Genomic DNA, 25703 nt, shown 5'->3' with positions numbered 1-25703 from the left:
GCCGCCTCAGATCCCCCGGCTGAGGCCGCCGTCCACCAGCAGGGTGGTTCCGGTGATGAAGCCGGCCCGCTCGCTCGCGAGGAACGCGGCGGCGGCGCCGAAGTCGGCGGGCGAGCCGAGCCGGCCGAGGGGGATGCCGGCGGCGATCCCGGCGAGGCCGGCGTCGCGGTCCGGGCCCGCGAGCGCCTCCACGGCCGGGGTCAGGTGGTAGCCGGGCGCGAGGACGTTGACGGTGATCCCGGCGGGACCCAGCTCGCGGACGAGCGACTTGGCGAACCCGGCGAGGGCGGGCCGCACGGTGCTGGACAGCGCGAGTTCCGGCGCCGGCTGCCGCATCGTCTCGGACGCGATCATGAGGATGCGGCCCCAGCCCGCGTCCCGCATGTGCGGGACGGCCGCCTGCACGAGCGCGATGTGGGACAGCACGCACAGCTCGACGGCGTCGCGGTAGGCGTCGGCGCCGAACCCGAGGGCGGGCCCCGCCGGGGGGCCGCCCGCGTTCGTGACCAGGACGTGCGGCCCGCCGAGAGCGGCGGCGGTGTCGCGCACCCAGGCGGCGGTGGCGGCGTGGTCGCGGACGTCGAGCCGGGTCGGGACGGCGCGCCCCGGTCCCGCCGCGTCGATCTCCTTGCGGGCCGGCTCCAGCCTGGCCTCGTCGCGCCCGCAGAACGCGACGTGCGCGCCGGCGGCGGCGAGCTCGCGGGCGGTGGCCAGGCCGAGCCCGCTGGTCGCGGCGGCGACGAGCGCGACCCGGCCGCGCAGTCCGAGATCCATCAGGCCTCCTCGGGGGCGGGGGCGGGGCGCAGCGGGTAGCCGTAGCGGGCGAGCAGCGGCGCGGCGAGGACGGTGGCGACGGCGCGGGCGGACGCGGGCTGGGCGCGCACCCACGCGTCGTCCGCCCGGATCCGGACCGGGCCCCGCCGCAGCCGGTCGGGGTTGCCGGTCACGGTGTGGTTCACGCCCAGCCGGGCCGTGCCGGCGGCGTCGACGGGCGGGTCGCCGGCGAGGCCCGCGTGCCGCATGACCCGCGCCAGCTCGGCGCGGGGGCGGGCGGCGAAGTCCTCGTAGCGGAGCCGCAGGCACCGGCCGGGGAACGCGCGGGCGACGCGCTCGGACGCCAGGTTGAACCCCGTCCAGTAGGCGGTGCTGCGGGCGGGGCCCATCGCCGGGATGTACTCCTTCGCGCGCCGCCACGACTCGGCGGTGGCGCGCGGGTCCCGGACGACGTGCAGGACGCGGGCGTCCACGCCGGGCGCCCCGCACAGCGCGGCGGCCTCGGCGGGGAACTTGCCGGTGTCGACGATCAGCCCGGCGCCGGTCTCGTCCGCGATGGCCGCGTACAGGGCGGCCAGGTCCCGGACGGCGGGGTGGACGCCGCGGACGCGCCGGGCCTCGGCGAGCCGGCGGCCGGTGTGCCGGGTCCGCAGCGCGGACTGCTGCCGCCGGACGGTGCGCTCGGCGTGCCAGTCGAGGTCGTCGCCGGCGAGCCGCCCGATGACGGCCTTCCACAGCGGGCACGACGGGATGTCCTGCCCGCATCCGCACAGCGAGTTGGTGCCCCGGCCGAGGACGCCGTTCGTCCACAGGTAGCGCAGCTCGCCGACGTGGACGGCGCCGGGCGCCTCGCCGAGGAGGTTGCCGAGCAGGGTCGTCCCGCTCCGGCACCAGCCCGTCACGTACAGGACGCGGACCATCAGGAGCGTCCCGCGCCGGAGCCGACGACCTTCCGGACGGCCTCGACGACGTGGTCGCGGTCCCGCTGGGTGAGGTTCGCCGACAGCGGGATGTCGATCGCCTCGTCGAGCCGCGCGGCCGTGGCCGGGTGCTCGGCGCGGGCGCGCGCCGCGTCGGGGAACAGGAAACGCCAGTTCCAGAAGGCGCGGACGTTGGTGTCGCCGGGGTCGCCGAGCGCGCGGGCGTCGATGCCCTCGGCGCGCAGCGCGGCGGCGGTCCACGCGGTGCAGCGGGCGCCGGCGCCGGGGAGCCGGAACACCAGCGCCTCGCCGAGGTAGGCGCCCTCGGCGACCGGGCGGCGCAGCGCGAGGCCGGGCACGTCCGCGAGCCGCGCGGCGACGTCGTCGTGGTTGCGGCGGTGCGCGGCGAGCCGGTCGGGCAGGCGGCGCAGCATCGGGCGGGCGAGCGCGGCCCGGACCTCGTCCATCCGCAGGCTGAAGATCGGCAGGGCCAGGTCGTCGACGGGCGGCGGCGGGCCGTCGAAGTGCCGCGCCATCCGGCCCTCGTAGGCGCCGGAGTAGACGACGGCGCGGGCGTGCACGGCCGGGTCGCGGGCGAGCAGGAACCCGCCCTCGCCGGTGTTGAGCGACTTGTCGGACTGGGTGCTGAACGCGCCCGCGTCGCCGAAGGTGCCGAGGAGGCGGCCGTTCAGCCGGGCGCCGAGCGCGGGCACCGCGTCCTCGACCACGGGGACGCCGTGCTCGCGGGCGAGCGCGCAGATCGCGTCCATGTCGGAGGCGAACCCGCGCATGTGCACGACGACGATCGCGCGGACCGCCGGGGTGAGGCGGCGGCGCAGGTCGGCGACGTCCATGTGCAGGTCGTCGTCGCACTCGACGAGGACGGGGCGGTGCCCGGCGAGCAGGATCGCGCTGGGCGTGGCGGCGAAGGTGAAGGCGGGGCAGGCGACGAGGGAGCCGGGCGGCAGGTCCAGGGCGAGCAGCGCGAGCGCGATCGCGGCGGTGCCGCTGGAGCACGACAGCGCGTGCGGGACGCCGAAGTACGCGCACAGGTCCCGCTCGAACAGGCCGGTCCGCGTCTCGGCGTACGGGCGGTGGTCGTAGCGGAAGTAGAGCCGGTCCCGGATCGCGCCGAGCGCGTCGTCCAGGTCGTCGTCGCCGATGAAGACGTCGCCCTTGTCGTAGGTGGGCCAGGGTTCGGTGCGCACCGGCGCGGCGCCGTCGATGGCGAGCAGGCCGGGCTGAACGTCCACGGTCATGTCGTCTCCTCCGGGGGGAACGGGAGCATGGCTCAGGGGTGCGGGGGCGCCAGCGCGAGCACCGGTGGCACGTCGGCGGGGAACGCGCGGCGCAGCAGCCCGTAGCCGATGCCGGACAGGCCGGCGAGGAGTCCGGGCGCGGGCGCGGGCAGGGCGGTGCGCCGCTCGCCGGACGGGCGGGGGGCGGACGCGGCGGGGGCGGGGTCGCCGAGGGCGGCGCGCAGTTCGGCGAGCCCGGACGCGCCGTGGCAGAGCGAGCCGTCCGGCGGCGGGCCGGACTCGCGGACGGTCCGCGCGGCGGCGTCCAGGGAACGCTCCAGGCCGGGCGCGGCGGCCGAGAGCTCCAGGAGCGCGAGGCCGGTGCCGGCGGCGCCCTGGCACCAGCCGGGCTCGGCCACCGGGCCCGGGTCGGCGAGCTCCCGCGCCCGGGACGCGTGCCGGGGGTCGCCGAGGAGGCCGTGCAGGCGGTGGAGGGCGACCGCCGCGCCGGGCGCTCCGTAGCCGAAGCCGGCGCCCGCGGGTTCCAGGGCCATGAGCCGCTCGCCGCCGGCCCGCGCCGCCTCCCGCACCGCGTCGCAGGGCAGGACGGCGTGCAGGGCGAGCGCGGACAGCAGCGCGCCGGCCTCGCCGTCCAGCACGGAGGGGCCGAGCACGGAGGGGCCGAGCACGGAGGGACCGAGCACGGAGGGGCCGAGCACGGAGGGGCCGGACGGCGCGGGCGGCGGCGCGTCGCGGGCCGCCTCGGCCAGGTCCGGGCGGCGGTGCACGGCGGCGGCGTGCGCGAGGTGGTAGGCGGGGCCGAGCGCGGGCACGGCGGCGGACGCGCGGCAGCGCAGGACGACCTCGTCGGCGACCCTCTCGGCCAGCGCCGCGACCCACCGCTCGCCGGTCGCGGCGGACAGGTAGGACAGGAACAGGCCGATGCCGGGCAGGCCGCCGTAGAGGTCGAGCCCGGCGGGCGCGACGCGACGGGACGCGGCGTCGACGACCTCGACGGTGAGCCAGCCGATCCGGCCGCCGTCGCGCACGGCGGTCGCGTCGAGCCGCCGGGCGACGTCCAGGGCGGCGCGCACCGGGTCGTCGCCGGCCGGCGCGTGCGCGGCATGGCCGGCGCGGGGGCGGGTGTCCAGCGCGGCGAGGCTCGCGTCGACGATCTCCAGCTGCGCGGCCAGGTCGTCCTCCCCCAGCGCGGCCAGGCGGGCGGCCGTCGCCTCCAGGGGCGCGGCCGGCAGGACGCCGGGGAGGCGCGTCCCGTCCTCCAGCCACACGTCGCGATGCCCGGGGCGGACCTCGAAGACCGGCACCTCGCCGCGCCGCAGCGCCGCCTTCTCCGCCTCGACGAGGGTCTCCCGGTGCGGGACGCCGGGCCAGCCGGCCGCGAGCCGGTCGAGGCCGCGCTCGCGGACGGCGGGGTCGCGCACCGCCTCAGGGCGCCAGCCGTCCAGCAGCAGCCGGACGTAGAGGAACGTCGACAGCTGGATCAGCCGGACCGGGGCGTCCGCGCAGCCGTGCAGCGGCCCGTCCTCCGCGAGGAGGCCGGTCCCGGCGGCGGCGAGCCGGCGGTAGGCGAACGCGTACCCGGCGGTGAGGGAGCCCCGGTGCGGGCGCGGGTCGGCGGTCCCGCCGTCCGGCAGGCGCAGCCGCCCCTCGGGCGCGGGGACGGTCCGGTAGCCGAGCCCGACCCGCATCCGGTCGGTGCCGGCGTGCTCGACGACCGGCGTCGGGATGAGGGAGCGGCGGCCGGGGGCGATGCCGAGCGGGCTGATGTCGACGCCGAAGGGCAGTTCGGTGCCGGTGTCGGGCATGACGAGCGGGCCGGGGAGCAGGCCGGTGCGCAGCACGGACTCCGCCAGCCGCGCGGCGGCCGGGTCGCCGAGCCGCGCGCGGCGCGCCATCGGCTGTGTCCCCTCGGTGTGGAACAGGGCCTCCAGGTCGACCACCACGGGATCGGCGCCGGCGGCGATCACGTTGTCGGCGTGCAGGTCGTAGCCGTGCACGGCGTGGGTCAGCGCGAGCAGCGCGCCCATCCGCCAGAAGAACGCGGGCAGCGTCTCCGGGTCGCAGGGGGCGGGCGCGACGTACTCGCTCCAGCCTCGGTCGCCGCGGTCCAGGAGGCCGGGCCGGCGCAGCGGGTGCGGCACGCCGTCCGCCGCGTTGAACCAGCCGAGCAGGCGGTCGAAGCACAGGTCGACGGCGAGGCTCCGCGGCTTGTAGACGACCGCGGCGCGCTCGAACCGGACGATCGCGACCGTCCTGCCGCCCCGGTGCGTCTCGGCGGACCCGAAGGCGACGCCGTGCAGATCGCCGAGGTCGCCGAGGTCGCCGAAGGCGGCGGCGAGCGAGGGCAGGTCGGCGGCGAGGTCGCGGGCGAAGGCGGTGCGGGCGGCGACCCAGGCGTCCAGCAGTCCCGCGGCCTGCCCGGCGAGGACGGGGTACTCCGCCCAGATCCGGGCCGCGGCGGCGGGGCCGCGGAGGCTCCGCACGAACGCGTCGTGGCGCTCCCGGGGCGTCGCGCCGGCCAGGCCGCGCCGCCGCGCCGCGCCGAGCTCGCGGGCCAGCGCCGGCTGGACGGCCATCGCGAGCCAGCCGAGCGGCGGCTCGCGAACGAGGAGCCCGGCCAGGCCGCCGGGCAGGCCCGGCAGGGCGTCGAGCTCGCCGCGCAGGGCGTCGCGCGCACGGTCGATCAGGGGGCGGGCGATCTCCAACAGGCCGAGACCGGTGCCGGCACCGGTGCCCGTGAGGTCGTCCGGCGCGCCGGTGGAGGCCGGAGCCGCGGCGCTCATGCCGCGCCGCCCGCGTCGCCGGGCCGGTCGGCACGCTCCTCGGGGTCCGCGCCCGGGGGCGCGGCGCGCAGGGGGCAGCCGGGGGCGGGCCGGGCGGCCGGGCGCGGACCGGTCCCGCGATCGGGATCGATCACCGGGTCGGTGAACTCCGTGGCCGGCCCGGCCGCATTATCCGGCTTCGGCATGTCACCATCCCTTCCAATCCGCAAGGACGTTCTACCATGAATCGAATTTTCCGAACAAGATCGAAGGGGACCCTTTTCATTTCTCCGCGGATGTGCTTACCCTCTCGTTTGGCACGGTGCAGGACCGGCATCGTGCATTTGTCGGCGACCCGAGATCCGAGCGGCCGCGCAAGGCGTGTTCTGACGGGAGTTCTCCGTGCTGGACTACCTCATCGACGACCCCGGGCTGCGCGAGCGCGGCCCGGGCGAGGAACTGGCGATCGCGGTCGCGCGGGCGGCCGGGGGCGACGCGGCGGTCCGGCTCCGGGCGCCGCTGACGACGCTGTTCCCGCTCGCCTCCACCCGCCCCCGGCCGACCGTGCGGGCGCAGGCCAAGGCCGGCACCGTCACCGACCGCACCCTTCGCTACGTGCGCGAGCACCGGGACACCGGCCGCGACGGCGAGCGCGGCACCCGCTACGGCGCGACGCCCGAGGCGGTGTTCCGCCCGGCGGTCGCCAAGGCGGAGCTGACCGAGATCTCCGTCGCCGTGCCGGTGCCCGCCGAGCTGTGCCACGACCCGGCGCTGCTCGCCCGCTTCGTCGACCACCGCGTGATCGTCCGGCTGTGCACGGTGGAGAACGAGGTGCTGCTGCACGGCAGCGACGACGGCGCGATCCCCGGGCTGCTGCGCCTGGACGGGCTGCGCCGGCTCGCCTCCCCGGCGGCGGGCGGCCGGATCGGCGCGGTGCTGGACGCGCTGATGGACGGCTGCGCCGAGGTGGAGGAGATGGGCGGCTCCTGCGACGGGCTCGTCATGCACCCGGCCCTGTACTGGCGGCTCGTGGGCGGCGGCGCACTGCCCTCGCTGGACGCGGCGGGGCTGCGCGTCACCCGGACGCGCATGATCGAGCGGGACCGGGTCCTGCTCGGCGACTTCCGCGCCGGCATCACCCTGCTGGACGGCGAGGAGTCGACGCTCGCGCTGCGCCGCCCCGCCGGCGACGGCGAGGCGACGATCACCGCCGCGATGCGCCTCGGCCTGGCCGTCCACCTGCCCCAGCACTTCGCCCTGCTGGGCCTCTGACCCGCCTCCGGCCTCCCCCGGTGCTCCCCCGGGCCCCGGCCGAGGGGCCCGCGACCGCGAGAAATGGAGGTGAACGACATGCGCACCCCCCCGTGGTGACCCTTCGCCGATGCCGGTCAACGGCCATTCCACGTCCCCGCGAGCCCAGGAGGTGAATCGTATGCGCACGACGCCCTGGTAAACCATCGGATCGGATCGAAATGCTGCCGCAGCGCAGGCCGTAATTGCCCGCGGGACTGCAAATGCCCGCGAGCCTGAATTCGGTCGCATCAATTGTCGGCAGCGGGCGCCGAATTACCGTCACGGCGCTACGGCGCCCGCGGCACCTTCCGGGGCCGCGGGCGCCCCCGTTCCCCGGCGGGCGGCGGAACCCCGGGCGGCCGGGCCGCGACGCCCGCGAGCGCCGTCGCCAGCATCCCGGCCGCGAGCCCCGCCCACGCGACGGCGAACGCCGTCCCGTCCGGCTCGTGCAGCACGGCCGCGAGGCCGCCGATCCCGGCCGCCGCGCCGGCCGACCGGGCCAGCATGATCAGCGCGCTGCCGCTGCCGAACCGGGCGGGCGGGACGGCGGCCATCGCGATGGTCTCGATCGCCACGGCGGCCGCCGCCGTCCCGGCCGTCCCGGCGACGAGCGCGGGCAGCACCACGACCGGGTAGCTCCGCCCGGCGCCGAGCGCGTCCGCCGCGAGGGGCCAGCACCAGCCGGCCGCGCCGAGCGCGCCGCCCGCGACCGCGACCGCCCGCGCCCCGGCGCGGCGGACCAGCGGCCCGCTCCGCCAGGAGACGACGGCCGAGGTCAGCGGTCCGGGCGTGAGCGCGATCGCGGCGGCGAGCACCGAGTAGCCCCAGCGCTCGGTCAGGAACAGCGCCACGCACAGCGCGACCGCGAACTGGGTGACGCTCAGCAGCGCCATCGCCGCGTTGCCCGCGGCCGTGGACCGGGCGCGCAGCAGCGTGAAATCGGCCGCCGGGCGGGGATGGCGGAGCGAGCGGCGCACCCCGAGGCACGACAGCGCGGCGCCGGCGGCGAGGGCCGCCGCCGTCCGGCCGTCGCTCCAGCCCCAGTCCGGGCCCTGCACGACGCCGAGGACCAGCGCCGCGACGCCGCCCGCGAGCAGCGCCGCGCCGAGCAGGTCGGGCAGCCCGCGCTCCGCCGGCCCCTGCTCCGCCGGCCCCTGCTCCGCCGGCCCGGGCCCGCGCGGCCCGTGCCCCGCCGGGGGACGCGCGGGGACGCCGGCCGCGGCGCAGGCCAGCGCGAGCGCGCCGAGCGGCAGGTTGATCAGGAAGATCCAGCGCCAGCCGCCGAGGGCGAGCAGCGCCGCGCCGAGCGCGGGACCGCTCGCGCCCGCGATGCCCGCGGCGGCGCCGAGCAGCCCGAACGCGTGCCCGACCCGGCCGGGGAACTCGCTCAGCCCCACCGAGATCGACAGCGCGACGACGGCGCCGCCGCCGGTGGCCTGCAGCATCCGCGCCAGCACGAGCGCGAGCGGCCCGGTCGCGAGCGCGCACGCGGCCGAGCCGAGCGTGAACACCGCGAGGCCGCCGAGGAAGATCCGCTTGGGCCCGAGCCGGTCGGCCATCCCGCCGGCGGGCAGCAGGACGGCGGCGAACACCACCGTGTAGGCGGTGATCGTCCAGGACAGCCCGGCGAGGGTGCTGCCCGGGAAGGCGCGGAGCAGCTGCGGGATCGCGATGCTGACGATGTTGTAGTCGACCACCGCCATGACGTTGGCGACGACGACCGCGGCGAGCGCCAGCGCCCGCCGCCGGGCCGCGTCCCGCGGCGGTGCGAGCAGGCCCGCGAGCGGCCTCGCGCGCGGCCCGGCGCTCACTGGGCGGCGGCGGTGCCGGCCCTCCGGGCGAACTCCTCCTCCAGGACGCGTTTGCGGACCTTCCCGGTCGGGGTCTTGGGCAGCTCGGCGACGACCTCCAGCCGGTCGGGCTCGTAGCCGGGCGTCAGCCCCGCGTCCGCGACCCGCTTGCGGAGGTCCTCCAGCGTGGGCGGCGCGGCGCCCGGCGCGGGGACGACGACGGCGACGACGGTCTCGCCGAGCAGCGGCTCCGGCTCCCCGACGACCGCGACCTCCGCGACGCGCGGGTCGGCGCGCAGGACGCCCTCCACCGTGACGCCGGGCACGTGCAGCCCGCCCTTGTTGATCATGTCCTTGGTGCGGCCGATGACCTTGATGCCGCCGCGCCCGTCCGGCCGGGCCAGGTCGCCGGTGGCGAACCACCCGTCGTGCAGCGCGGCGGCGAACGCCTCGTCGGCGCCCTCGTAGCCGAGGCACATGTTGGCGCCGCGGACCTCCAGGCGGCCCGGCCCGTCCGCGACGACCGCGCCGTCCTCGTCCACGAGCCGCACCGACATCCACGCGACGGGGCGGCCGTCGCTGCGGGACGCCCAGTCCGGCGGGTCGTCCGCGCGGCTGATCGTGACGCCGCCGTTCTCGGTCATCCCCCACAGCGACCGGACGGGGAACCCGAACGTGTCGCGGAAGCGCCCCGGCAGGTCCGGCGGGATCGGCGTGGACCCGGTGACCATGTGCCGCAGCGCGACCCGCCGCGGACGCGCCCGCTGCTCCGCGACCAGCTCGTCCAGGACGAACGGCGTGAAGTACGCGGCGGTGATCCCGTACCGCTCGGCGAGGTCGAGGAAGTCGCCCGGCTTGAACGCGTCCGCCCACACGGCGGTCGCGCCGGCGACGAGCGGCGCCAGCATCCCGTAGAGCCAGCCGCCCTGCCCGCCGACGATGCACGGCGTGGACAGCACGTCGTCCTCGCCGAGCCCGAGCGGGACGGTGTAGGAGCGCGCCATCGCGTACAGCGTGTTGTGCGAGTGCCGGACGCCCTTGGGCCGCCCGGTCGTCCCCGACGTGTACATGATCTGCAGGACGTCGTCGCCGGACGGCCGGTGCGCGGGCGCGGCGCCCGCGCCCGCGAGCAGGCCCGTCTCGAAGCCGATCGCGCCCTCGGGGACCTCGTCCCCCACCACGATCTGGTGCCGCAGCCCGGGGAGCCGGTCCCGCATCCCGGCGATGACCGCCGCGATCTCCAGGCCGCGCACCCCGTCCAGGGACACGACGGCGGCGGCGCGGGACTCGCGCAGGATCCACTCGGTGTCGGCGGCGCCCGTCGCGATGTAGTACGGCACGGCGACCGCGCCCGCGCGCCCGCAGGCGAGCGCGAGGACGGTGGCCTGCCACTGGTTGACCAGCTGCATCGCGACCCGGTCGCCGGGCCCGATTCCGAGGCCGGCGAGGCCGGCCGCGCACCGGTCCACCTGTTCCGCCAGCTGCGCGTAGGTGAGGACGACGTCGGGGCCGTCCCCGGTCTCCCAGACGTGGCCCACCACCGCCGGGCGGTCCGGGGCGGCGTCCGCCCATCGGTCGAGGTCGTCCAGGAACGTTCCGTCCCGCCACCAGCCGCGCCGCCGGAACTCCTGTGCGTCGTGAAGGTTCGCCATCGTCGAGCCCTTCCATGCGGGGGTCACTTGATCATGACCACGGCGCGGCGGTGACGGCAACGGCCAGTGTTGACGAAGAGCGGCCGCCCCGGTCAGGCGATCTCGCGCCAGCCGAGGACGGGGGCGACCGCGTCCCGGACGGCGGCGAGGAGGCCGAGGCGGTTGGCGCGGACGCCGGGGTCCTCGGCCATGACCATCACGTCGTCGAAGTAGGCGTCGATGGGCGCGACCAGCGCGGACGCGGCATCGGCGAACTCGGGCAGGGACGGCCGGGCGGTCAGCTCGGCCGTGACGCGGGTGAGCGCCTCGTGCAGGGCGTGCTCGGCGGGCTCGGTGAACAGGTCCGGGTCGTAGCCGGCCTCGGCGGCGTCGGGCACGATGCGCAGGACGCGCTGCAGCGCCGTCGTGAGCCGCTCGAACGGGGGCGACCCGATCAGCCCCTCCAGGTCGGCGGCGGCCCGCGCGGCCTGGGCGGGCGCGCCCGCGAGCGGCAGCACGGCGCGGACGACGCTCACCGGCCGGCCCTCGTCCAGGAGGTTCTGCTCCAGGCGGCGCGCGATGAACCGCTCGGCCTCCGCGAGCGCGCCGGGGGCGACGGCGACGGGCTGGTGGCGGGCGGCGAGCGCGAGCCCGTCCCCGACGGTGACCGGCGCGAGGCGCGGGACGTCCCGCAGGATCGCGGTCAGCGCGAGCGCGGCGCGGCGCAGCCCGAACGGGTCGGAGCTGCCGGTCGGCGCGGACCCGACGGCGAACAGCCCGGCCAGGAGGTCGAGCCGGTCGGCGGCGGCGAGCACGGCCCCGGCGACCGAGCCGGGCAGGGCGTCGCCCGCGGAGCGGGGCAGCTCCATCTCGTAGAGGGCGCGCGCGACGGCCTCGTCCTCGCCGGCGCGGCGGGCGTACTCGCGGGCCATCGTCCCGGCGAGGCCGGACAGCTCGATGACCATGGACGAGGCCAGGTCGAACTTCGCCAGCGCGGCGGCGCGGGCCAGCGCGGCGCGCTCCGCGCCGGTGAGGCCGAGGCGCCCGGCCAGGTCGGCGGCCAGCGCGGCGATGCGGGACGACCGGTCGGCCATCGACCCGAGCGCCTCGGTGAACGTGAGCCTGGCGAGGCCCTCCTTGAGCTGCTCGGGCGTGCTCCGGAGGTCCTGGCGGAAGAAGAACGAGGCGTCCTCGTAGCGCGCGCGGAGGACGGCCTCGTTCCCGGCCCGGACGGCGTCGCGGTCGCATTCGCCGTTGGCGACCGCGACGAAGTGCGGCAGGAGGCGGTCCGACGGGCCGCGCACCGGGAGGTAGCGCTGGTGCTTGCGCATGACCGTGGTGAGGATCTCCTCCGGCAGCTCCAGGTACTTCGCGTCGAACGAGCCGAGGACGGCGACGGGCTCCTCGACCAGGTCGACGATCTCCTCGACGAGGGCGTGCTCGGCGGCCAGGTCGACCGTCCCGCTCCGCGAACGGGCGAGGGCGGCGGCGTCCTCGGCGATGCGGGCCCGGCGGCGGGACGGGACGGGCTCGATCCCGTGCTCGCGCAGGACGCCGGTCAGCGACGCGGCGTCCGGCACGTCGACGCGCGGCGTGGCGGACGTCCGGTGGACGCGGGTGGAGCGGCCGGCCACGAGGTCCGCGACGGCGAACGGGACCTCCCGGTCGTCCAGCAGGGCGAGCAGCCAGCGGACGGGGCGGGCGAACGACAGTCCGGGCGCGCTCCACCGCATGTTCTTCCCGGAGCGGAGCCCGGCGACGAGGTCGGGGAGCAGCCCGGCGAGGACCTCGGCGGCGGAGCGTCCCACCACCCGGCGGGTGAATCCGGCGTACTCCCCGCCCGCGACGGTGACCGCGCCGACGTCCGCGACGTCGATGCCGTGCCCGCGCGCGAACCCCCGCAGCGCCCGCGTCGGCTCTCCGGCGTCGTCGTAGGCGGCGGCGAGCCGGGGCCCCTTCACGACCTGCTCGCCGTCGGGCTCGCGGGCCTCCAGGCCGCGGACGGTCACGATGATCCGGCGGGGCGTCGCGCACGTGTCGAGGGACGACGCGTCGGTGTACAGCCCGGCCTCCCGCAGCCCGTCGCGCAGGCGTTCCGCCACATGCCCGGCCGTCCGGCCGGCCTCGTGCGGCGGCAGCTCCTCCACGCCGATCTCCAGCGCGAACGTCCCGGCCGGGCCCGCCTCGGGAAGGGCGCCCGGTTCGGCGGGGGCGGGCCGCGCCGCGGCGTCGCCGAGGGGATGCCCCAGCTCCGCGCGGCGCTCCACCCACAGGGCGGCGACCTCGTGGGCGAGGCCGCGCATCCGGGCGAACGCGCGGGCCCGCTCGGTGGCGCCGATCGCTCCCCGCGCGTCCAGGACGTTGAACGCGTGCGAGCACTTCAGCACGTAGGAGTGGGCGGGGACGGGCAGCCGGGCGTCCAGCGTCCGCCGCGCCTCGGCCGCGTACGCCTCGAACAGCTCCCGGTTCGTCGCGATATCGGCGTCGTCCAGGTAGTACCGGCTCATCTCGTACTCGGCCTGCCCGAACGCCTCACCGTAGGAGATGCCGGGCGCGTAGGCGATGTCCTTGAAATGGGAGACGCCCTGCAGTGCCATCAGGATGCGTTCCATCCCGTACGTGATCTCGACCGAGACCGGGTCGAGCGTCAGCCCGCCGGACTGCTGGAAGTAGGTGAACTGGGTGATCTCCAGGCCGTCCAGCCAGACCTCCCAGCCGAGCCCCCACGCGCCGAGCGCCGGCGACGCCCAGTCGTCCTCGACGAACCGGACGTCGTGGGCGCGCAGGTCGACGCCGAGCGCGGCGAGGCTGCCGAGGTACTGCTCCTGCGCGTCGCCCGGCTCCGGCTTGAGGATCACCTGGAACTGCGTGTGGGTCTGCAGCCGGTTCGGGTTGTCGCCGTAGCGGGAGTCGTCCGGGCGGACGCTCGGCTCGGTGTAGGCGACGCGCCACGGCTCCGGCCCGAGGACGCGCAGGGCGGTGGCCGGGTTCAGCGTGCCGGCCCCCACCTCGGTGTTCATGGGCTGCGCGACGAGGCAGCCGCGCCCCGCCCAGTAGTCGGTGAGCCGGATCAGGGCGTCCTGCATGGTCGGCACGGGAGTCTCCAAAAGGGCGGCGGACGGATGAAGCCTAGAACCGCCCGAGACCTCGCCCGATCGCGACGCGCACGGGAGACGCATCCGGGAGCGGCCCGGCCGGGGCCAGCGGGGGCTGCGCCATGAACCGGGGCCGGGTGCCGTGGTGCTCCTGCGCGGCGTGCACCAGGAACGGATGGCACAGGTACACGTCGCCCGCCCGTCCCGTCGCGTGCGCGAGCGGGCGGTGCTCGGTCGCGGGGACGGCCTTGCCCGCCAGCTCCATGAACCCGAGCCCCGCGTCGCCGGCGGGCTCCAGGATCGGCGGGACGTCCAGGTGGGAGCCGACGCGGATGCGGGTCGGGCCGTCGTCGTCCCCGACGTCCGAGAACAGGAACAGCATGAGGAGCGCGCGGCCCTTCGAGGCGAGGTTCACGCGGTAGCCCATGAAGTCGGACGGGTCGCCGCCGGGGAAGCTCGCGTCGATGTGCCAGCCGTCGTCGCCCGGCGGCTCGTCGCCGGGGAACCGGACCGGGAACGTCCCGAGGCTCCCCCGCGGCAGCCAGGCCCCCTCGCCCACGACCGCGTCGAACGCGGCGTGCAGGCGGGGCGTGTTCGCGGCGGCTCTGAACGGCCCGCCGGCGTAGTCGCCGAGGCGGATGACCGGCCGCGTCCAGGTCGCGGGATCGTCGGGGTCGCGGCCGGTGTCGCGCCACAGGACGTCGCGGCACTCGGCGGCCAGCTCCCGGGGGAAGGCCTCCGCCACCCGGACGAACCCGTCGGCGATGAAGGCGTCAAGGTCGATCATGGCGCCAGCCTCGCAAACCGGGCCCGGCGGACGCGAACGGTTTACCGGCGCAGGACGTTCAGCTCGACGCCGCCGACGATCCGGCCGCGGAGCAGCTCGGCGAGCCGGTCGGAGACCCGCTGGACGGTGAGCCGCTCGTCGTGGCCCGGCACGACGGCGAACCGCACCGCGACCTCGGCGGACGTCCCCTCGGTCACCCGGACGCCGGTCACCGACCCGTCGGACCCGAACGCCGCCTCGACGGCGGCGAGGACGTCCGGGTCCTCGTGCGGGGCCGGGACGGGACGGCCCTCGGCGAGCAGGTGCAGGCGCAGCCCGTCCACGGCGAACGGGACCGGGCCGGCCACGTCCACGACCAGGGCGTCGGCGCCCTCGTCGAGGGCGGCGCGGCACGCGTCGCCGCCGCGGACCGTCACCGGGCGGGCGTCGGCGCGCCACGCCTTCATCGTCTCGGTGCAGGTGAAGCCGAGCACGCCGCGCCGCCCGTCGTCGCCGATCAGCGTGGGCAGCGCCATGTCGCTCGACTTCTCCCGGCGCGGCTCGCCGGGCGCCGTGTCCTCCGCCTCGGTGAGGACGGCGACGATCGGGACGAGGAGCCGGGCGCCCTGCAGCCGCCGCAGCACCGCGTGCGCGCCGACGCGACCGGCCGCGTACCCGGCGAGCGCTTCGCACAACCGCGGGTCGGCGCTTCCGTCGTCCCCGGGGAACTGTGGTTCGGGAATGGTCAGTCCGGACACGGCAGGAAGGCTATAACCTCCGGCGACCGCCGCGTGTATCGATTCGGATACTGTACGCGCCCGCCCGGTCACCCGAGGTCGGCGATGGCGGCCACGGTGCCGCCGCCGGACGGCCCCTGGTGGACGGCCGCGACCGACACGAACACCGCCGGGTCGCCGGTGACGGACGCGGCGACGCCGCCGACGCACGCCTTGATCTGCCGGTGCCAGTGCACGTCGGAGTCGTCCAGCATGATGTTGCGGCGGCCCCGGACCGAGCCGCCCGGGTCGGCCTCGCACTTGATGAACACGTTGACGAGCCGGTCGCCGAGGTCGGACGTGCGGGGCCGCTCGGGCAGGTCCAGACCCGCGGACCTGATCGCGTCCCAGACCCCGTCGGCGTCCAGTGCGTCCTTCATCACACCGTGCCCGGCCCGGTACCGGCCGCCGATGCCGCGCACGTTCCCGACGACGACGATCTGCGCGCGGTCGAGCTCCACGCCGGACGAGCACGACGCCACCGACGAGTACAGCGACAGGTCCTTGTGGATCCGCTCCGCCGACGGCGCCTCGATCTCGCCGAGCGCGACGGCGATGCCGAGCGCGGTCGTCGAGTTGGAGATGTCCATCGACGTGAGCGTGTCCTCGGTGACGACGTCGCGGCCGCGCGACTTGGCGTCGTTGATCGTGTCGAGGGTGAGCAGCGGCGTCTTCGTCTGCACGTAGTGGACGTCGGCCGGGTCGTCGATCCCGGCGGTCTTCATCGCCTCCCGGACGCCGGCGGCGACGGTCTCGACCATCGCGGGCCGGCCGATGTCCTCGGGCAGGATGACGTCGCTCATCGCGACGCCGACCGACAGGCGCGGCTCGTCCGACGCCGGCGCCGTCGCGGGGTCGACGGTGGCGAAGACGGTGGCGTGCGGGCTGAGGACCCCGTCGGTGCCGCCGGACCACACGAGCGGGACGCGCGCGACCTCGTCCGCCGTCCGGGTGCCCTTGGCGATCAGCACCTCGCGGAACGCGCGGTCGGCGAGCAGCCGCGTGTAGTCGTTCACGCCGCCGTTGCCCTCGGTCTTGCCGACGACGGCGAGGACCCGGTCGGCGTCCAGGACGCCGCCGTCGATCAGCCGGGCCAGCCCGGACGCGTCGGTCACGGACTCGATGGGGATCTTGCGGACTTCGATCGGGTCGGGCACGTCATCGCTCCTCAGCAGCTCTGGTCATCGGTCTCTACCCCGCGCCGCGCCTCGACGACCGTCCCGGCGCGCGCCTCGACGACCGTCCCGGCCCGGCCGCGCGCGGCGTCGCCGAGCCGGGCCAGCGACGCGATCGCGGCGCGGCGCCCGCCGGAGGCGACGAACCGCCGCACCGCCTCCACCTTCGGGCCCATGCTGCCGCTCGCGAAGTGCCCGGCGGCGGCGAGCTCGGCCAGTTCCGCGGCCGTGGTGCGGCGCAGCGGGCGGGCCCGCGGCGTCCCGAACCCGGTCATGGCGTGCTCCACGTCGGTGGCGATCACGAGGGTGGTCGCGCCGAGGCGGCGGGCCAGCAGCGCCGCCGCCAGGTCCTTGTCGACGACGGCCTCGACGCCGCGGAGCGTCCCGTCCCGCCGGACCACGGGCGCTCCCCCGCCGCCCGCCGCGACGACGACGTGCCCGGCGTCCAGCAGCGCCGCCGCCGCGCCGGCGTCGAGGATCTCCAGCGGCTCCGGGGAGGCGACGACGCGCCGCCAGCCCCGCTCCCCGAACGGCCGCCACACCTCGCCGAGCGCCATGGACCGGCGCGCCTGCTCCTCGGGGAAGTACCGGCCGATCGGCTTGGCGGGGGCGCCGAACCCGGGGTCGGAGGCGTCCACGAGCGTCCGCGTCACCAGCGCCGCCACCGGGCGGGCGGCGCCGCGCGCGGCGAGGGCCCGCTCCAGCGCGTTCATGATCATCATACCGACGGTGGCCTGGGTCTGCGCGCCGCACCAGTCCAGCGGGACGGGCGGCACCACGCCCGCCGCCAGCCGGTTCTTGATCAGCAGGTTGCCGACCTGCGGCCCGTTCCCGTGCGTGAGCGCGACCCGCGCGCCCGCCGCGACCAGGTCCGCCACGTGCCCCATCGCGGCCTCGATCGCCGCCGCCTGCGCGTCCGGGGTGGCGCTGCCGTCCGGCGCGGTCATGGCGTTGCCGCCGAGCGCGATCAGGATCCGCTCGCCGCTGAGCGAACCCCCGCCGTTCCACGTCACGGACGGACGCTAACCCGCGCGGCGGGCGGCGCTCACGGGCGAAACCAGCCCAAGGAACGCCGCCCGTTCGGCAACCTCCGCCCAACCGGCCGGGGCCGTTCGCCGTCGCCCGCCCGCCGGGTCCGGCCGCCGGCGGGCGGTCCGGGGTGTCTCAGCGGAGGCGGGCGAGGCGCTCGACGGCCTCGTCGATGACCTCGTCCCTCTTGCAGAACGCGAACCGGACGAAGTGGGCGCCGGCCTCGGCGTGGTCGTAGAACACCTGCGTCGGGATCGCGACGACGCCCGCCTTCTCCGGGAGGGCGCGGGCCAGCTCCATGCCGTCGGTGAACCCGAGCGGCCGGATGTCGGCCTGCACGAAGTACGTGCCCTGCGGCCGGTACGCCGTGAACCCGGCGGCCTCCAGGCCGGTGACGAGGCGGTCCCGCTTGGCCTGGAGCGACTTGCGCAGCTCCTCCACCCACGGGATCTCGTTGCGCAGCGCGTACGCGGCGGCCAGCTGGTAGGGGGCGCTGACCGCGTAGGTGAGGAACTGCTTCACCGTCTGGACGGCCCGGACGTACGGCGCGGGCGCGGTCACCCAGCCGGTCTTCCACCCGGTGACGGAGAACGACTTGCCGGCCGACGACACCGACACCGTCCGCTCCCGCATGCCGTCGAGCGTGGCGAGCGGGATGTGCTCGGCGTCGTCGAACGTGAGGTACTCGTACACCTCGTCGGTGATCGCGACCAGGTCGTGCTCGCGGCAGACGCCGGCGACGGCCTCCAGCTCGTCCCGCGTGAACACGGTTCCGGCCGGGTTGTGCGGCGAGTTCACCAGGATCGCGCGCGTGCGGGGGCCGACCGCCGCCCGCAGCTCGTCGGGGTCGAACGTGAACCGCCCCTCGACCGGCCGCAGCGTGACGGGCCTGCGCACCGCCCCGGCGAGCGCGATCACGGCGGCGTAGGAGTCGTAGTACGGCTCGAAGACGATGACCTCGTCCCCGGGCCCCGCCAGGGCGAGCACCGACGCGGCGATGCCCTCGGTGGCGCCGACCGTCACGTACACCTCGGTCGCCGGGTCGTAGGACAGCCCGTACCGCTCCGCCCGCTGCGCCGCCACGGCCTCGCGGAGCTCGGGCGTCCCGGGGCCGGGCGGGTACTGGTTCGCCCCGGCGCGGATCGCGTCCACGGCCGCGTCCAGCACGCCCGCGGGGCCCGGCTCGTCCGGGAAGCCCTGCCCGAGGTTGACGGACCCGGTCCGGACCGCCAGGGCCGACATCTCAGCGAAGATCGTCTCGCCGAATCCCCGCATGCGCGCTACGAGTGGCTCGTCCACGCAGCCCAGACTAACGGGATCAGGTCCAGCCCATCTGCTCCGCGTGGCGCGGGTCATCCGGTCAGCCCGCGACGCTGACGACGCGGCCGACGGAGGAGGCGTCGGCCGCCTGGTCCAGGAGCGCGGCGGCCAGGTCGGCGCGGGAGATCGAGGCGCCGCCGAGGACGTTGCGGTCGACGGCCTTGCGGTAGCGGCCGTTGCCGGGCCCGTCGGTGAGGCGGGGCGGGCGGACGATCGTCCAGCGCAGGCCGGACTCCCGGGTGAGCCGCTCGGCGGCGCGCATGTCGGCGAACGCGTGCTTGAAGAGCGGCTGCAGGATCAGCGGCTTGACGACGAACCGGGTGAGCGGGTCGTCGCCCGGCCCGGCGTGCAGCCCTGACGCGCTGACCAGTACGAACCGCTCGGCGCCCACCGCGGCCATGGCGGTGAGGATGCCGCGGGTGCCGTCCGCGCAGACGCTCGTGGGCGCGCGGCCCTCGCGGGTGCCGAGGGCGGACAGGACGGCGTCGCGCCCCTGCACCGCCTCCTCGATCGCGGCCGGGTCCCTGACGTCGGCGCGGACGACGTCGGCGCAGGCGCGCAGCTCGGGCGGGAGCCCGGCCGGGTCGCGGACGACGGCGGTCACCTCGTGCCCGGCGCCCAGCGCCCGCCGGACGGTGCGGACGCCCGTCCCGCCGGTCGCCCCGAAGATCGTCAGCCTCATGGTCCTCCTTCGCGGGGATGGGGCCGGTGACACGCGTCGGTGACACGGGTCGGTGTCCACGGGTCGGTGTCCACGGGTTAGTGAACACTAACCCCTATCCTGGTTAGTGTTCACTAACCCGTCAAACGGGAGCCCCCTTGAGCGCACGGGAACGGATCCTGGACGCGGCCGCGGACATCATGCGGCGGCGCGGAGGCGCCGGCGCCACCACCAAGGAGATCGCGAAGGCCGCGGGCTACTCCGAGGCGCTGCTCTACAAGTACTTCCGCGACAAGGAGGAGCTGCTGCTCAGCGTGCTGAAGGAGCGCATGCCGCCGTCCACGTCGATGGGCGTCCCCGGCGAGGGGACGGTGGAGTCCAACCTCGTCGCGATCGTCCACGGCGGGCTGCGCTTCTACCGGCGGGCGTTCCCGCTGATGGCGTCGATGGTCGCCCAGCCCCGGCTGATGACCGCGACGCGGGACTCGCTGCGCAAGTACGGCGCGGGCCCGCACGCGCCCGTGCTGGCCCTGGCCCGGTACCTGGACGCCGAACGCGGCCTCGGCCGGGTCGCCGCCGGCGCCGACACCGCCGCGGTGGCCGCCCTGCTCATGGGCGCGTGCTTTCAGCAGGGGTTCCTGCACTACTTCGCGGAGGGGGACGACGGCCCGGACCTGCCCGAGTCGGTCGCCCGCGACCTCGTGCGGCCCGTCCTGGCGGAGCTGCTGCCCTAGAGCCGGTCCGGTCCGGTCTGGCCCGACCTGGCCCCGACCTGGAGCCGGGTTGGAGGAGCTGCCGCCCTAGAGTTCGCCGAGGCGGGTCTTGACGACCTTGCCCATGGCGTTGCGCGGCAGCGAGCCGACCAGATGGACGACGCGGGGACGCTTGTGCGCCGACAGGCTCTCGGCGACGAAGTCGATCAGCGCGTCCGCCGCGACGCCGTCGGCGACGACATAGGCGGTGACCTGCTCGCCCAGATCGTCGTGCGGGGTGCCGACGACGGCCGCCTCCCGGACGGCCGGGTGCGCGAGCAGCGCGTTCTCGATCTCGCCCGCTCCGATCCGGTAGCCGCCGCTCTTGATCAGGTCGGTGGACGCGCGGCCGACGATGCGGTGCCAGCCGTCCGCGCCGATGGTCGCGATGTCGCCGGTGCGGAACCAGCCGTCCGGCGTGAACGACCCGGCGGTCGCCTCCGGGCGGTTGAGGTAGCCCTTGAACAGCAGCGGCGCGCGGACGTGCAGCTCCCCCGGCGTCTGCCCGTCCGGTGGGACGGGCGCGCCGTCCTCCGCGACAAGGCGCGTCTCGACGCCCGGCAGCGGGGTGCCGACGTAGCCGGGGCGTCGATCGCCGTCGGCGCGCGCGCTGAGCGTGATGAGGGTCTCGGTCATGCCGTAGCGCTCGACGAGGCGGTGCCCCGTCAGGCCGGTGAGCCGCTCGAAGACGGGCACGGGGAGGGGCGCGCTGCCGGACACGAGCAGCCGGGCGCCGCGGAGGGCTCGCGCCGTGCCGGGATCCGCCGCCGTCCTCGACCAGACGGTGGGGACGCCGAAGAACAGGCTGCCGCCGTCGTTCCGCGCCGCCGCCGCGTACAGCTCCGGCTTGGGGCGTCCGGTGTGGATGAGCGGCGACCCGACCCGCAGCGCTCCGAGCACGCCGAGGACGAGGCCGTGCACGTGGAACAGGGGCAGCCCGTGCACGAGGACGTCGCCGGGCGTCCAGGCCCACGCCTCCGCGAGCGCGTCGAGCCCGGCGGCGATCGCGCTCCGCGAGATGAGCACGCCCTTCGGCGGGCCCGTCGTCCCGCTCGTGTAGAGGATCAGCGCCGTCGCGTCGCCGGGGACGCCGGCCGCGACGCCGTCCCCGCCGCGCGGCAGCCCGTCGACCGGGACGAGGGGCGGCTCGCCGTCGACGGGCTCGGTGCCACCGGCGGCGAGGATCATGCTCGCGCCCGAGTCGCCCAGGATGTGGGCGCGCTCGGCAGGCCCCGAGTCGGGCGGCAGCGGCACCACCGGGACGCCCGCGAGGAGGCCGCCGACGACCGCCGCGACCGTCTCCAGGGAGGCCGTGGCGTGCACGGCGACCGCGTCCGCGCCGCGGACCTCCGCCGCCACGGCGGCCGCCCGGCCGAGCAGTCCGTCGCGGGACAGTTCGCGGCCGGCGATACGGATCGGGCCGCCGGTCTCGCCGAGCAGGTCCATCACTCGTCCCTCTCCCTCTTCTCCTTCTCTTTCTTCTCTTTCTTCTCTTTCCGCAGCTCCTCCCGCTCCTCCCGCTCCTCCAGCCAGGCCAGTACCTCGCCGGTGTGCTCGCCGAGCAGGGGCGGCGCGGTGTGGTCGCGCGGGGCCGCCCCGTCGAAGCGCAGCGGCGGGCCCGGCAGCTCGATGCGGCCGAGCTGCGGATGATCGACCTCGATGACAAGGCCCTGCGAGCGCGTCTGGTCCCACTCGTACACCTCGTCGATCGACCGGATCGCGCCCGCCGGGACGCCCGCCTCGTCCAGCCGCGCGAGCCACACGTCGCGCGTGCCGTCCGCGAGGGCCTTCTCGATGTCGGCGGTCAGCTCCGAGCGGTGCGCGGCGCGGTCGGGGATCGTCGCGTAGCGCGGGTCGTCGGGGTCGAGGCCGACGAGCGGCGCGAACCGGCGCCACAGGCTCTGGTTGGCCACCCCGATCTGGATCTGCCCGTCCTCGCAGTGGAACGTCCCGTACGGGGCGATGGACGGATGGTCGTTGCCCACCGATTCGGGGGCGTCGCGGGCGACCGTCCAGCGCGTCCCCTGGAACATGTGCGCGCCGACGACCGACGCCAGCAGCGAGGTGCGGACGACCGTCCCGCGTCCCGTCCGGGTCCGCTCGTACAGTGCGGCCAGCACCCCGGCGACGCCGTTGTGCGCCGCGAGGATGTCGGCGATCGACAGGCCGACCTTGCTGGGTGTGCCGGGCGGGCCGGTCACGCTCATGATCCCCGCCTCGCCCTGCACGATGGCGTCGTAGCCGGGGCGCCCGCCCTCCGGGCCGCCGTGCCCGAAGCCGGTGATGGACAGGACGATCAGCCCGGGGTTCAGCTCGTGCAGCCGCTCGACGGGGAAGCCGAGCCGGTCGAGCACTCCCGGCCGGAAGTTCTCCACCAGCACGTCGGCGTGCCGCACCAGCCGGGCCAGGACGCCCGCCCCCTCGTCCGACTTCAGGTCGAGGGTGATCGACTCCTTGTTCCGGTTGATCGACAGGTAGTAGGTGCTGACCTGGTCGTCGCCCGCGAACGGCGGCCCCCAGCCGCGGGTCTCGTCCCCGCCGCCGGGATGCTCGACCTTGATGACCCTGGCGCCGAGGTCGGCGAGGGTCATGGTGGCCTGCGGGCCCGCCACGACCCGGCTGAGGTCGACGATCACGACTCCTTCGAGCGGTCCGGGCAAGGACGTCCTCCTTAGCGGGTGCTCCTTCGCGGGTGCGGCACCTGGAAGTATGCCGTCCGTGCCGGGACCCGCCATGACCTACCCCGCGCTCGCCGCGCGGCTGCTCGCGCTGCCGCCGTCCTGCGGTCCGGCGCGCCTGGTCGCGGTGGACGGGCCGAGCGGCGCCGGCAAGTCGACGTTCGCCGACCACCTGGCCGAGGTTCTGGTCGGGGCGCCCGTCATCCGGTCGGACGACTTCCGGGTTCCCTGGGAGGCCGACCCGCTGACCTGGTGGGAGCCTCTGCGCGTCGCCGTTCTCGGCCCGCTCCGCGCGGGGCGTCCGGCCCGGCTGCGCCGCTACGACTGGCACCGCGACGGTTACGGCCCCGAAGAGGAGATCTCACCGCCGCCCGTCCTCATCGTCGAGGGCGTCGGCTCGGCCTGGGCCGGGTCGCCCGCCGCCTACCGCATCTGGATCGACGCCCCCTACGGCGTCCGCCAGGCCCGCGCTCTCGCCCGCGACGGCGTGGAGTACGCCGACGCCTGGGAGCGGTGGGCCGCGCGCGAGGGCGAGTTCTTCGTCAAGGACGGCACCAAAGCCCGCTGCGACCTCCAGGTGGACGGGACCACTTTCACTCCGCATCGGTTCTCAATCGCATCCGATCCGTAACGGGTGCCTCAGTTGGGTGTGGAGTGTCGGTCTTCGGTGTTCGGTTGGTGGGGGCGGGTTTTTTGTGGCGTGCTTTGTGGACTCTCTGGTGGCGTGCTTTGTGGCTCTTTGGTGGCGTGCTTTGGGGACTCTTTGATGGCGTGCTTTGGTTTCGCGGTTCTGGTTCGGAGTTCGGTCAATTGTGGTGGGGGCGGCGCTGCGTACGGGGCCGCCCCTCCAAAGTCAAGGGCGCTTCGCGTCGCTTCGCGATGGCCTTCGGCCACCCTTGACTTCGGAGCCTCTGCGGCCCCTGAGTGCAGCTTTCGTCGGGCAGGCTCCGCCTGCCCTCTGCCCGACGCGCCGCCCCCACCCGTCCAAGAGGGGACAAGGGTGGGCAAGGGCAGGGGCGGGTCAGGGACAGGGACAGGGACCGTACAGGGGCGGGACAGGGGCGGGACAGGGGCGGGGCAGGGGCGGGGCAGGGGCGGGGCAGGGTTCCGGTTCGCCTGTACTGGTGGCGATGGGCCCTTGCAGTCCAATTTTGGATGTATGCGAGCTTTGGAAAATATATGTGTTCTTGAGCGCCCTTCTTGATCGAATTATTCGGGGTTTGGATTTCGGTTGTTCAGGCATGGTGGGGTGGGTGGTGGGGTAGAATTTGGATATGAGTTCGGTTGTGGTCGATCTTGACGGGGCGTCCACCATGGAATTGGTGGACGCTGCGTCTGCGATCGCCGCTGAACTGGCTCGTCGGGCCGCGCCCGAATCGGCGGCGGCGTGCATGGAGCTCACCGAAACGCTCGCCGCCGCCACCGATATGAATGAGGCGGCTCTGTCCGGCTTGATCGAGGTGGTCGATCGCCGCAAGGAAGCACAGCGGTGGGGATTCCCGTCCACCAGGTCGTGGTTGCGATCGCGGCTCGGCATGCGTGAGTCCCGCGCGAAAGAACGCCTGAACCTGGCGCGCCAGCGGCACCGCCTCGCGCAGGTCGCGACGCGCCTGGCGACCGGTGACCTTCCCCTCGGCTACGCGTCCACCATCGCCGACGCCGTCGCCCGGCTCGACGACACCGACTGCCGGGCGGCGGAGCAGACCCTGCTCCAGATGGTCGGCAAGGGCTTCTCCGCCGGAAAGATCGCCTCCTTCGGCAAGCGGATCCGGGACGTCGTCGCCGAGCGGGACGGCACCGAGCGCGCCGACCGCGACACCCGGTGCGGCTACGAGCGGTCCTGGATCGACTCGACGCGCTCCCTCGACGGAGGCCGCTACATCAGGGGGTGGCTGAACGCCGAGGACGCCGCCGTCTGGGACGGGACCCTCGGCCCGCTGGCCAAGCCCGCCGGTGCCGACGACCGCCGCGACCTGTCCGAGCGGACGGCGGCCGCCCTCGGTTCCGTGCTGTCGGGCGGCCACCGCGCCACCAAGGTCACCGTCGTCTGCGACCTCGACACTCTCACCGGCGGCACCGCCCCGGCGCGGCTGACCGACGGGACCCCGATCCCCGCAGCGCAGGCCCGCCGCATCGCGCTCAACGCGGGCGTGTCGCCTCTGCTGCTGGGACGCGGGCACACGCCCCTCTACCTCGGCCACAGGGTCCGGTTCGCCACCGGCCCGCAGCGCCAGGTCCTGGAGACCCTCTACCCGACGTGTGCGGTACAGGGCTGCGAGGTCCCCGGGACGTTGTGCGAGGTCGACCACGTACGCGGCTGGGCACTCGGCCGCTCCCCCACCGACATCGACGTACTGTCCCTGTGCTGCGGCTGGCACAACCGCTACAAGCACACCAACCCGGATCGGCTCCACATCACGACGGACGAGAACGGCCGCTACATCTACCGGCTGCGTCCACCCGGAGCCGCCCCCCCTGCCGAACGCCGCCCGCCACCGTGGCCGCGCGCCGCCTGACGGCCTGCGGGGCATACGCTCACAGCCGTGACCAGTGCGGAGTACGTCGCGGTCAACAAGGCGCTCTGGGACGAAAGAGTCCCGATACACGTCGCCAGTGACTTCTACGACGTCGCCGGATTCAAGGCCGGGGGGCATCGTCTACACGGGTCTCGGCGCCCTGTACTGGCTTCCCGACATCGGCCGCTGGGCCGAGGTTGTCGCGTCACTTCTGCGTCCGGGCGGGTTCCTCTATCTCGACGAGCCGGACGCGGGCAGCTATGCCGATCCGCAGGCGTCCGTCCAGCACACCCGGTCGATCGAGTTCGTCCACGGGCTGGGCGAGGTCGTCACGGCCCTGGCCGCTGCCGGCCTGCGCATCGACTTCCTGCATGAGCACGACTACACGCTCTGGCAGCGGTTCTCCGTACTGGAGCGGGACGGCACCGCCTACCGCCCTCCCGAGGGCCGTCCCCGCGTCCCGCTGATGTACTCCGTCCGCGCCGCCAAGCCGTCGCCCTGACCGG

21 protein-coding genes are annotated in these 25703 nt (G+C 75.7%); 5 read left to right on the top strand and 16 right to left on the bottom strand.

Annotated features, from left to right (window positions below):
* Positions 1-6: 6 nt before the first annotated feature.
* From SM611_RS24930 to SM611_RS24910, 5 genes are read right to left on the bottom strand one after another with little or no spacing between them, the layout of a single operon-like run.
* The gene (locus tag SM611_RS24930; protein WP_371952330.1) at positions 7-774 is read right to left on the bottom strand and encodes an SDR family NAD(P)-dependent oxidoreductase; all 768 of its coding nucleotides are present in this window, start codon (positions 772-774) and stop codon (positions 7-9) included.
* A complete protein-coding gene (locus SM611_RS24925; protein ID WP_371952329.1) occupies positions 774-1694 on the bottom strand; it encodes a sulfotransferase in 921 nt (306 codons plus the stop codon). The genes SM611_RS24930 and SM611_RS24925 overlap by 1 nt, the downstream gene beginning before the upstream one ends.
* Entirely contained in the window at positions 1694-2953 is a 1260-nt protein-coding gene (locus SM611_RS24920; RefSeq protein WP_371952328.1) for a DegT/DnrJ/EryC1/StrS family aminotransferase, read from the bottom strand. Before SM611_RS24920 ends, SM611_RS24925 begins: the two co-directional genes overlap by 1 nt.
* Before the next feature lie 32 nt (positions 2954-2985).
* Positions 2986-5736 carry a type 2 lanthipeptide synthetase LanM family protein gene (locus SM611_RS24915; protein ID WP_371952327.1) on the bottom strand — a complete coding sequence of 917 codons (2751 nt, stop codon included), beginning with the start codon at positions 5734-5736 and terminating at the stop codon, positions 2986-2988.
* Positions 5733-5921 (bottom strand): hypothetical protein, encoded by a 189-nt coding sequence (locus SM611_RS24910; RefSeq protein ID WP_371952326.1) that lies wholly within the window; start codon positions 5919-5921, stop codon positions 5733-5735. Before SM611_RS24910 ends, SM611_RS24915 begins: the two co-directional genes overlap by 4 nt.
* A gap of 196 nt (positions 5922-6117) precedes the next feature.
* On the opposite strand from SM611_RS24910, the gene SM611_RS24905 reads away from it, so the two are divergent.
* A complete protein-coding gene (locus SM611_RS24905) occupies positions 6118-6987 on the top strand; it encodes a family 3 encapsulin nanocompartment shell protein (RefSeq protein ID WP_371952325.1) in 870 nt (289 codons plus the stop codon).
* 308 nt (positions 6988-7295) lie between these two features.
* Here SM611_RS24905 and SM611_RS24900 read toward each other — a convergent pair whose 3' ends face one another.
* From SM611_RS24900 to SM611_RS24860, 9 genes are all read right to left on the bottom strand, one after another.
* Positions 7296-8819, bottom strand: a complete 1524-nt coding sequence (locus SM611_RS24900; RefSeq protein WP_371952324.1) for an MFS transporter — start codon at positions 8817-8819, stop codon at positions 7296-7298.
* Positions 8816-10450 carry an AMP-binding protein gene (locus SM611_RS24895; RefSeq protein ID WP_371952323.1) on the bottom strand — a complete coding sequence of 545 codons (1635 nt, stop codon included), beginning with the start codon at positions 10448-10450 and terminating at the stop codon, positions 8816-8818. Before SM611_RS24895 ends, SM611_RS24900 begins: the two co-directional genes overlap by 4 nt.
* Positions 10451-10542: 92 nt before the next feature.
* Positions 10543-13515, bottom strand: a complete 2973-nt coding sequence (locus tag SM611_RS24890) for a glycine--tRNA ligase (RefSeq protein ID WP_371952420.1) — start codon at positions 13513-13515, stop codon at positions 10543-10545.
* A gap of 43 nt (positions 13516-13558) precedes the next feature.
* Positions 13559-14311 carry a phytanoyl-CoA dioxygenase family protein gene (locus tag SM611_RS24885; protein ID WP_371952322.1) on the bottom strand — a complete coding sequence of 251 codons (753 nt, stop codon included), beginning with the start codon at positions 14309-14311 and terminating at the stop codon, positions 13559-13561.
* A 41-nt stretch (positions 14312-14352) separates the two neighbouring features.
* Positions 14353-15048, bottom strand: a complete 696-nt coding sequence (locus SM611_RS24880) for an SseB family protein (RefSeq protein ID WP_371952321.1) — start codon at positions 15046-15048, stop codon at positions 14353-14355.
* A gap of 68 nt (positions 15049-15116) precedes the next feature.
* Positions 15117-16223, bottom strand: coding sequence for a barbiturase (bar, locus tag SM611_RS24875; protein WP_371952320.1), 1107 nt, complete (start codon positions 16221-16223; stop codon positions 15117-15119).
* Positions 16224-16234: 11 nt separating this feature from the next.
* On the bottom strand, positions 16235-17254 hold the full coding sequence (locus tag SM611_RS24870; protein WP_371952319.1) for a carbamate kinase: 1020 nt from the start codon (positions 17252-17254) through the stop codon (positions 16235-16237).
* 151 nt (positions 17255-17405) lie between these two features.
* The gene (locus SM611_RS24865) at positions 17406-18569 is read right to left on the bottom strand and encodes a pyridoxal phosphate-dependent aminotransferase (protein WP_371952318.1); all 1164 of its coding nucleotides are present in this window, start codon (positions 18567-18569) and stop codon (positions 17406-17408) included.
* 61 nt (positions 18570-18630) lie between these two features.
* Positions 18631-19272: an NAD(P)-dependent oxidoreductase gene (locus SM611_RS24860; protein ID WP_371952317.1), complete on the bottom strand. Its 642-nt coding sequence runs from the start codon at positions 19270-19272 to the stop codon at positions 18631-18633.
* Between the two features lie 137 nt (positions 19273-19409).
* Here SM611_RS24860 and SM611_RS24855 point away from each other — a divergent pair, with 137 nt between their 5' ends.
* Positions 19410-19985 carry a TetR/AcrR family transcriptional regulator gene (locus SM611_RS24855; RefSeq protein WP_371952316.1) on the top strand — a complete coding sequence of 192 codons (576 nt, stop codon included), beginning with the start codon at positions 19410-19412 and terminating at the stop codon, positions 19983-19985.
* A gap of 66 nt (positions 19986-20051) precedes the next feature.
* Here the strand turns inward: SM611_RS24855 and SM611_RS24850 are convergent, their stop codons facing one another.
* Positions 20052-21449 (bottom strand): acyl-CoA synthetase, encoded by a 1398-nt coding sequence (locus SM611_RS24850; protein WP_371952315.1) that lies wholly within the window; start codon positions 21447-21449, stop codon positions 20052-20054.
* Positions 21449-22663 carry a CaiB/BaiF CoA transferase family protein gene (locus tag SM611_RS24845; RefSeq protein WP_371952314.1) on the bottom strand — a complete coding sequence of 405 codons (1215 nt, stop codon included), beginning with the start codon at positions 22661-22663 and terminating at the stop codon, positions 21449-21451. Before SM611_RS24845 ends, SM611_RS24850 begins: the two co-directional genes overlap by 1 nt.
* Positions 22664-22736: 73 nt before the next feature.
* Here SM611_RS24845 and SM611_RS24840 point away from each other — a divergent pair, with 73 nt between their 5' ends.
* The 3 genes from SM611_RS24840 (at position 22737) to SM611_RS24830 (ending at position 25699) form a co-directional block, all read left to right on the top strand.
* A complete protein-coding gene (locus SM611_RS24840; RefSeq protein WP_371952313.1) occupies positions 22737-23312 on the top strand; it encodes a uridine kinase family protein in 576 nt (191 codons plus the stop codon).
* A gap of 691 nt (positions 23313-24003) precedes the next feature.
* Positions 24004-25197 carry an HNH endonuclease signature motif containing protein gene (locus tag SM611_RS24835; protein WP_371952312.1) on the top strand — a complete coding sequence of 398 codons (1194 nt, stop codon included), beginning with the start codon at positions 24004-24006 and terminating at the stop codon, positions 25195-25197.
* Between the two features lie 97 nt (positions 25198-25294).
* Positions 25295-25699 carry a class I SAM-dependent methyltransferase gene (locus SM611_RS24830; RefSeq protein ID WP_371952311.1) on the top strand — a complete coding sequence of 135 codons (405 nt, stop codon included), beginning with the start codon at positions 25295-25297 and terminating at the stop codon, positions 25697-25699.
* The last annotated feature ends 4 nt before the right edge of the window (positions 25700-25703 follow it).

The sequence above is a fragment of the Actinomadura monticuli genome (assembly GCF_041463655.1).
GTDB classification, from domain to species: Bacteria; Actinomycetota; Actinomycetes; order Streptosporangiales; family Streptosporangiaceae; genus Spirillospora; species Spirillospora monticuli.
This window is presented reverse-complemented; position numbering and strand designations above follow the sequence as displayed.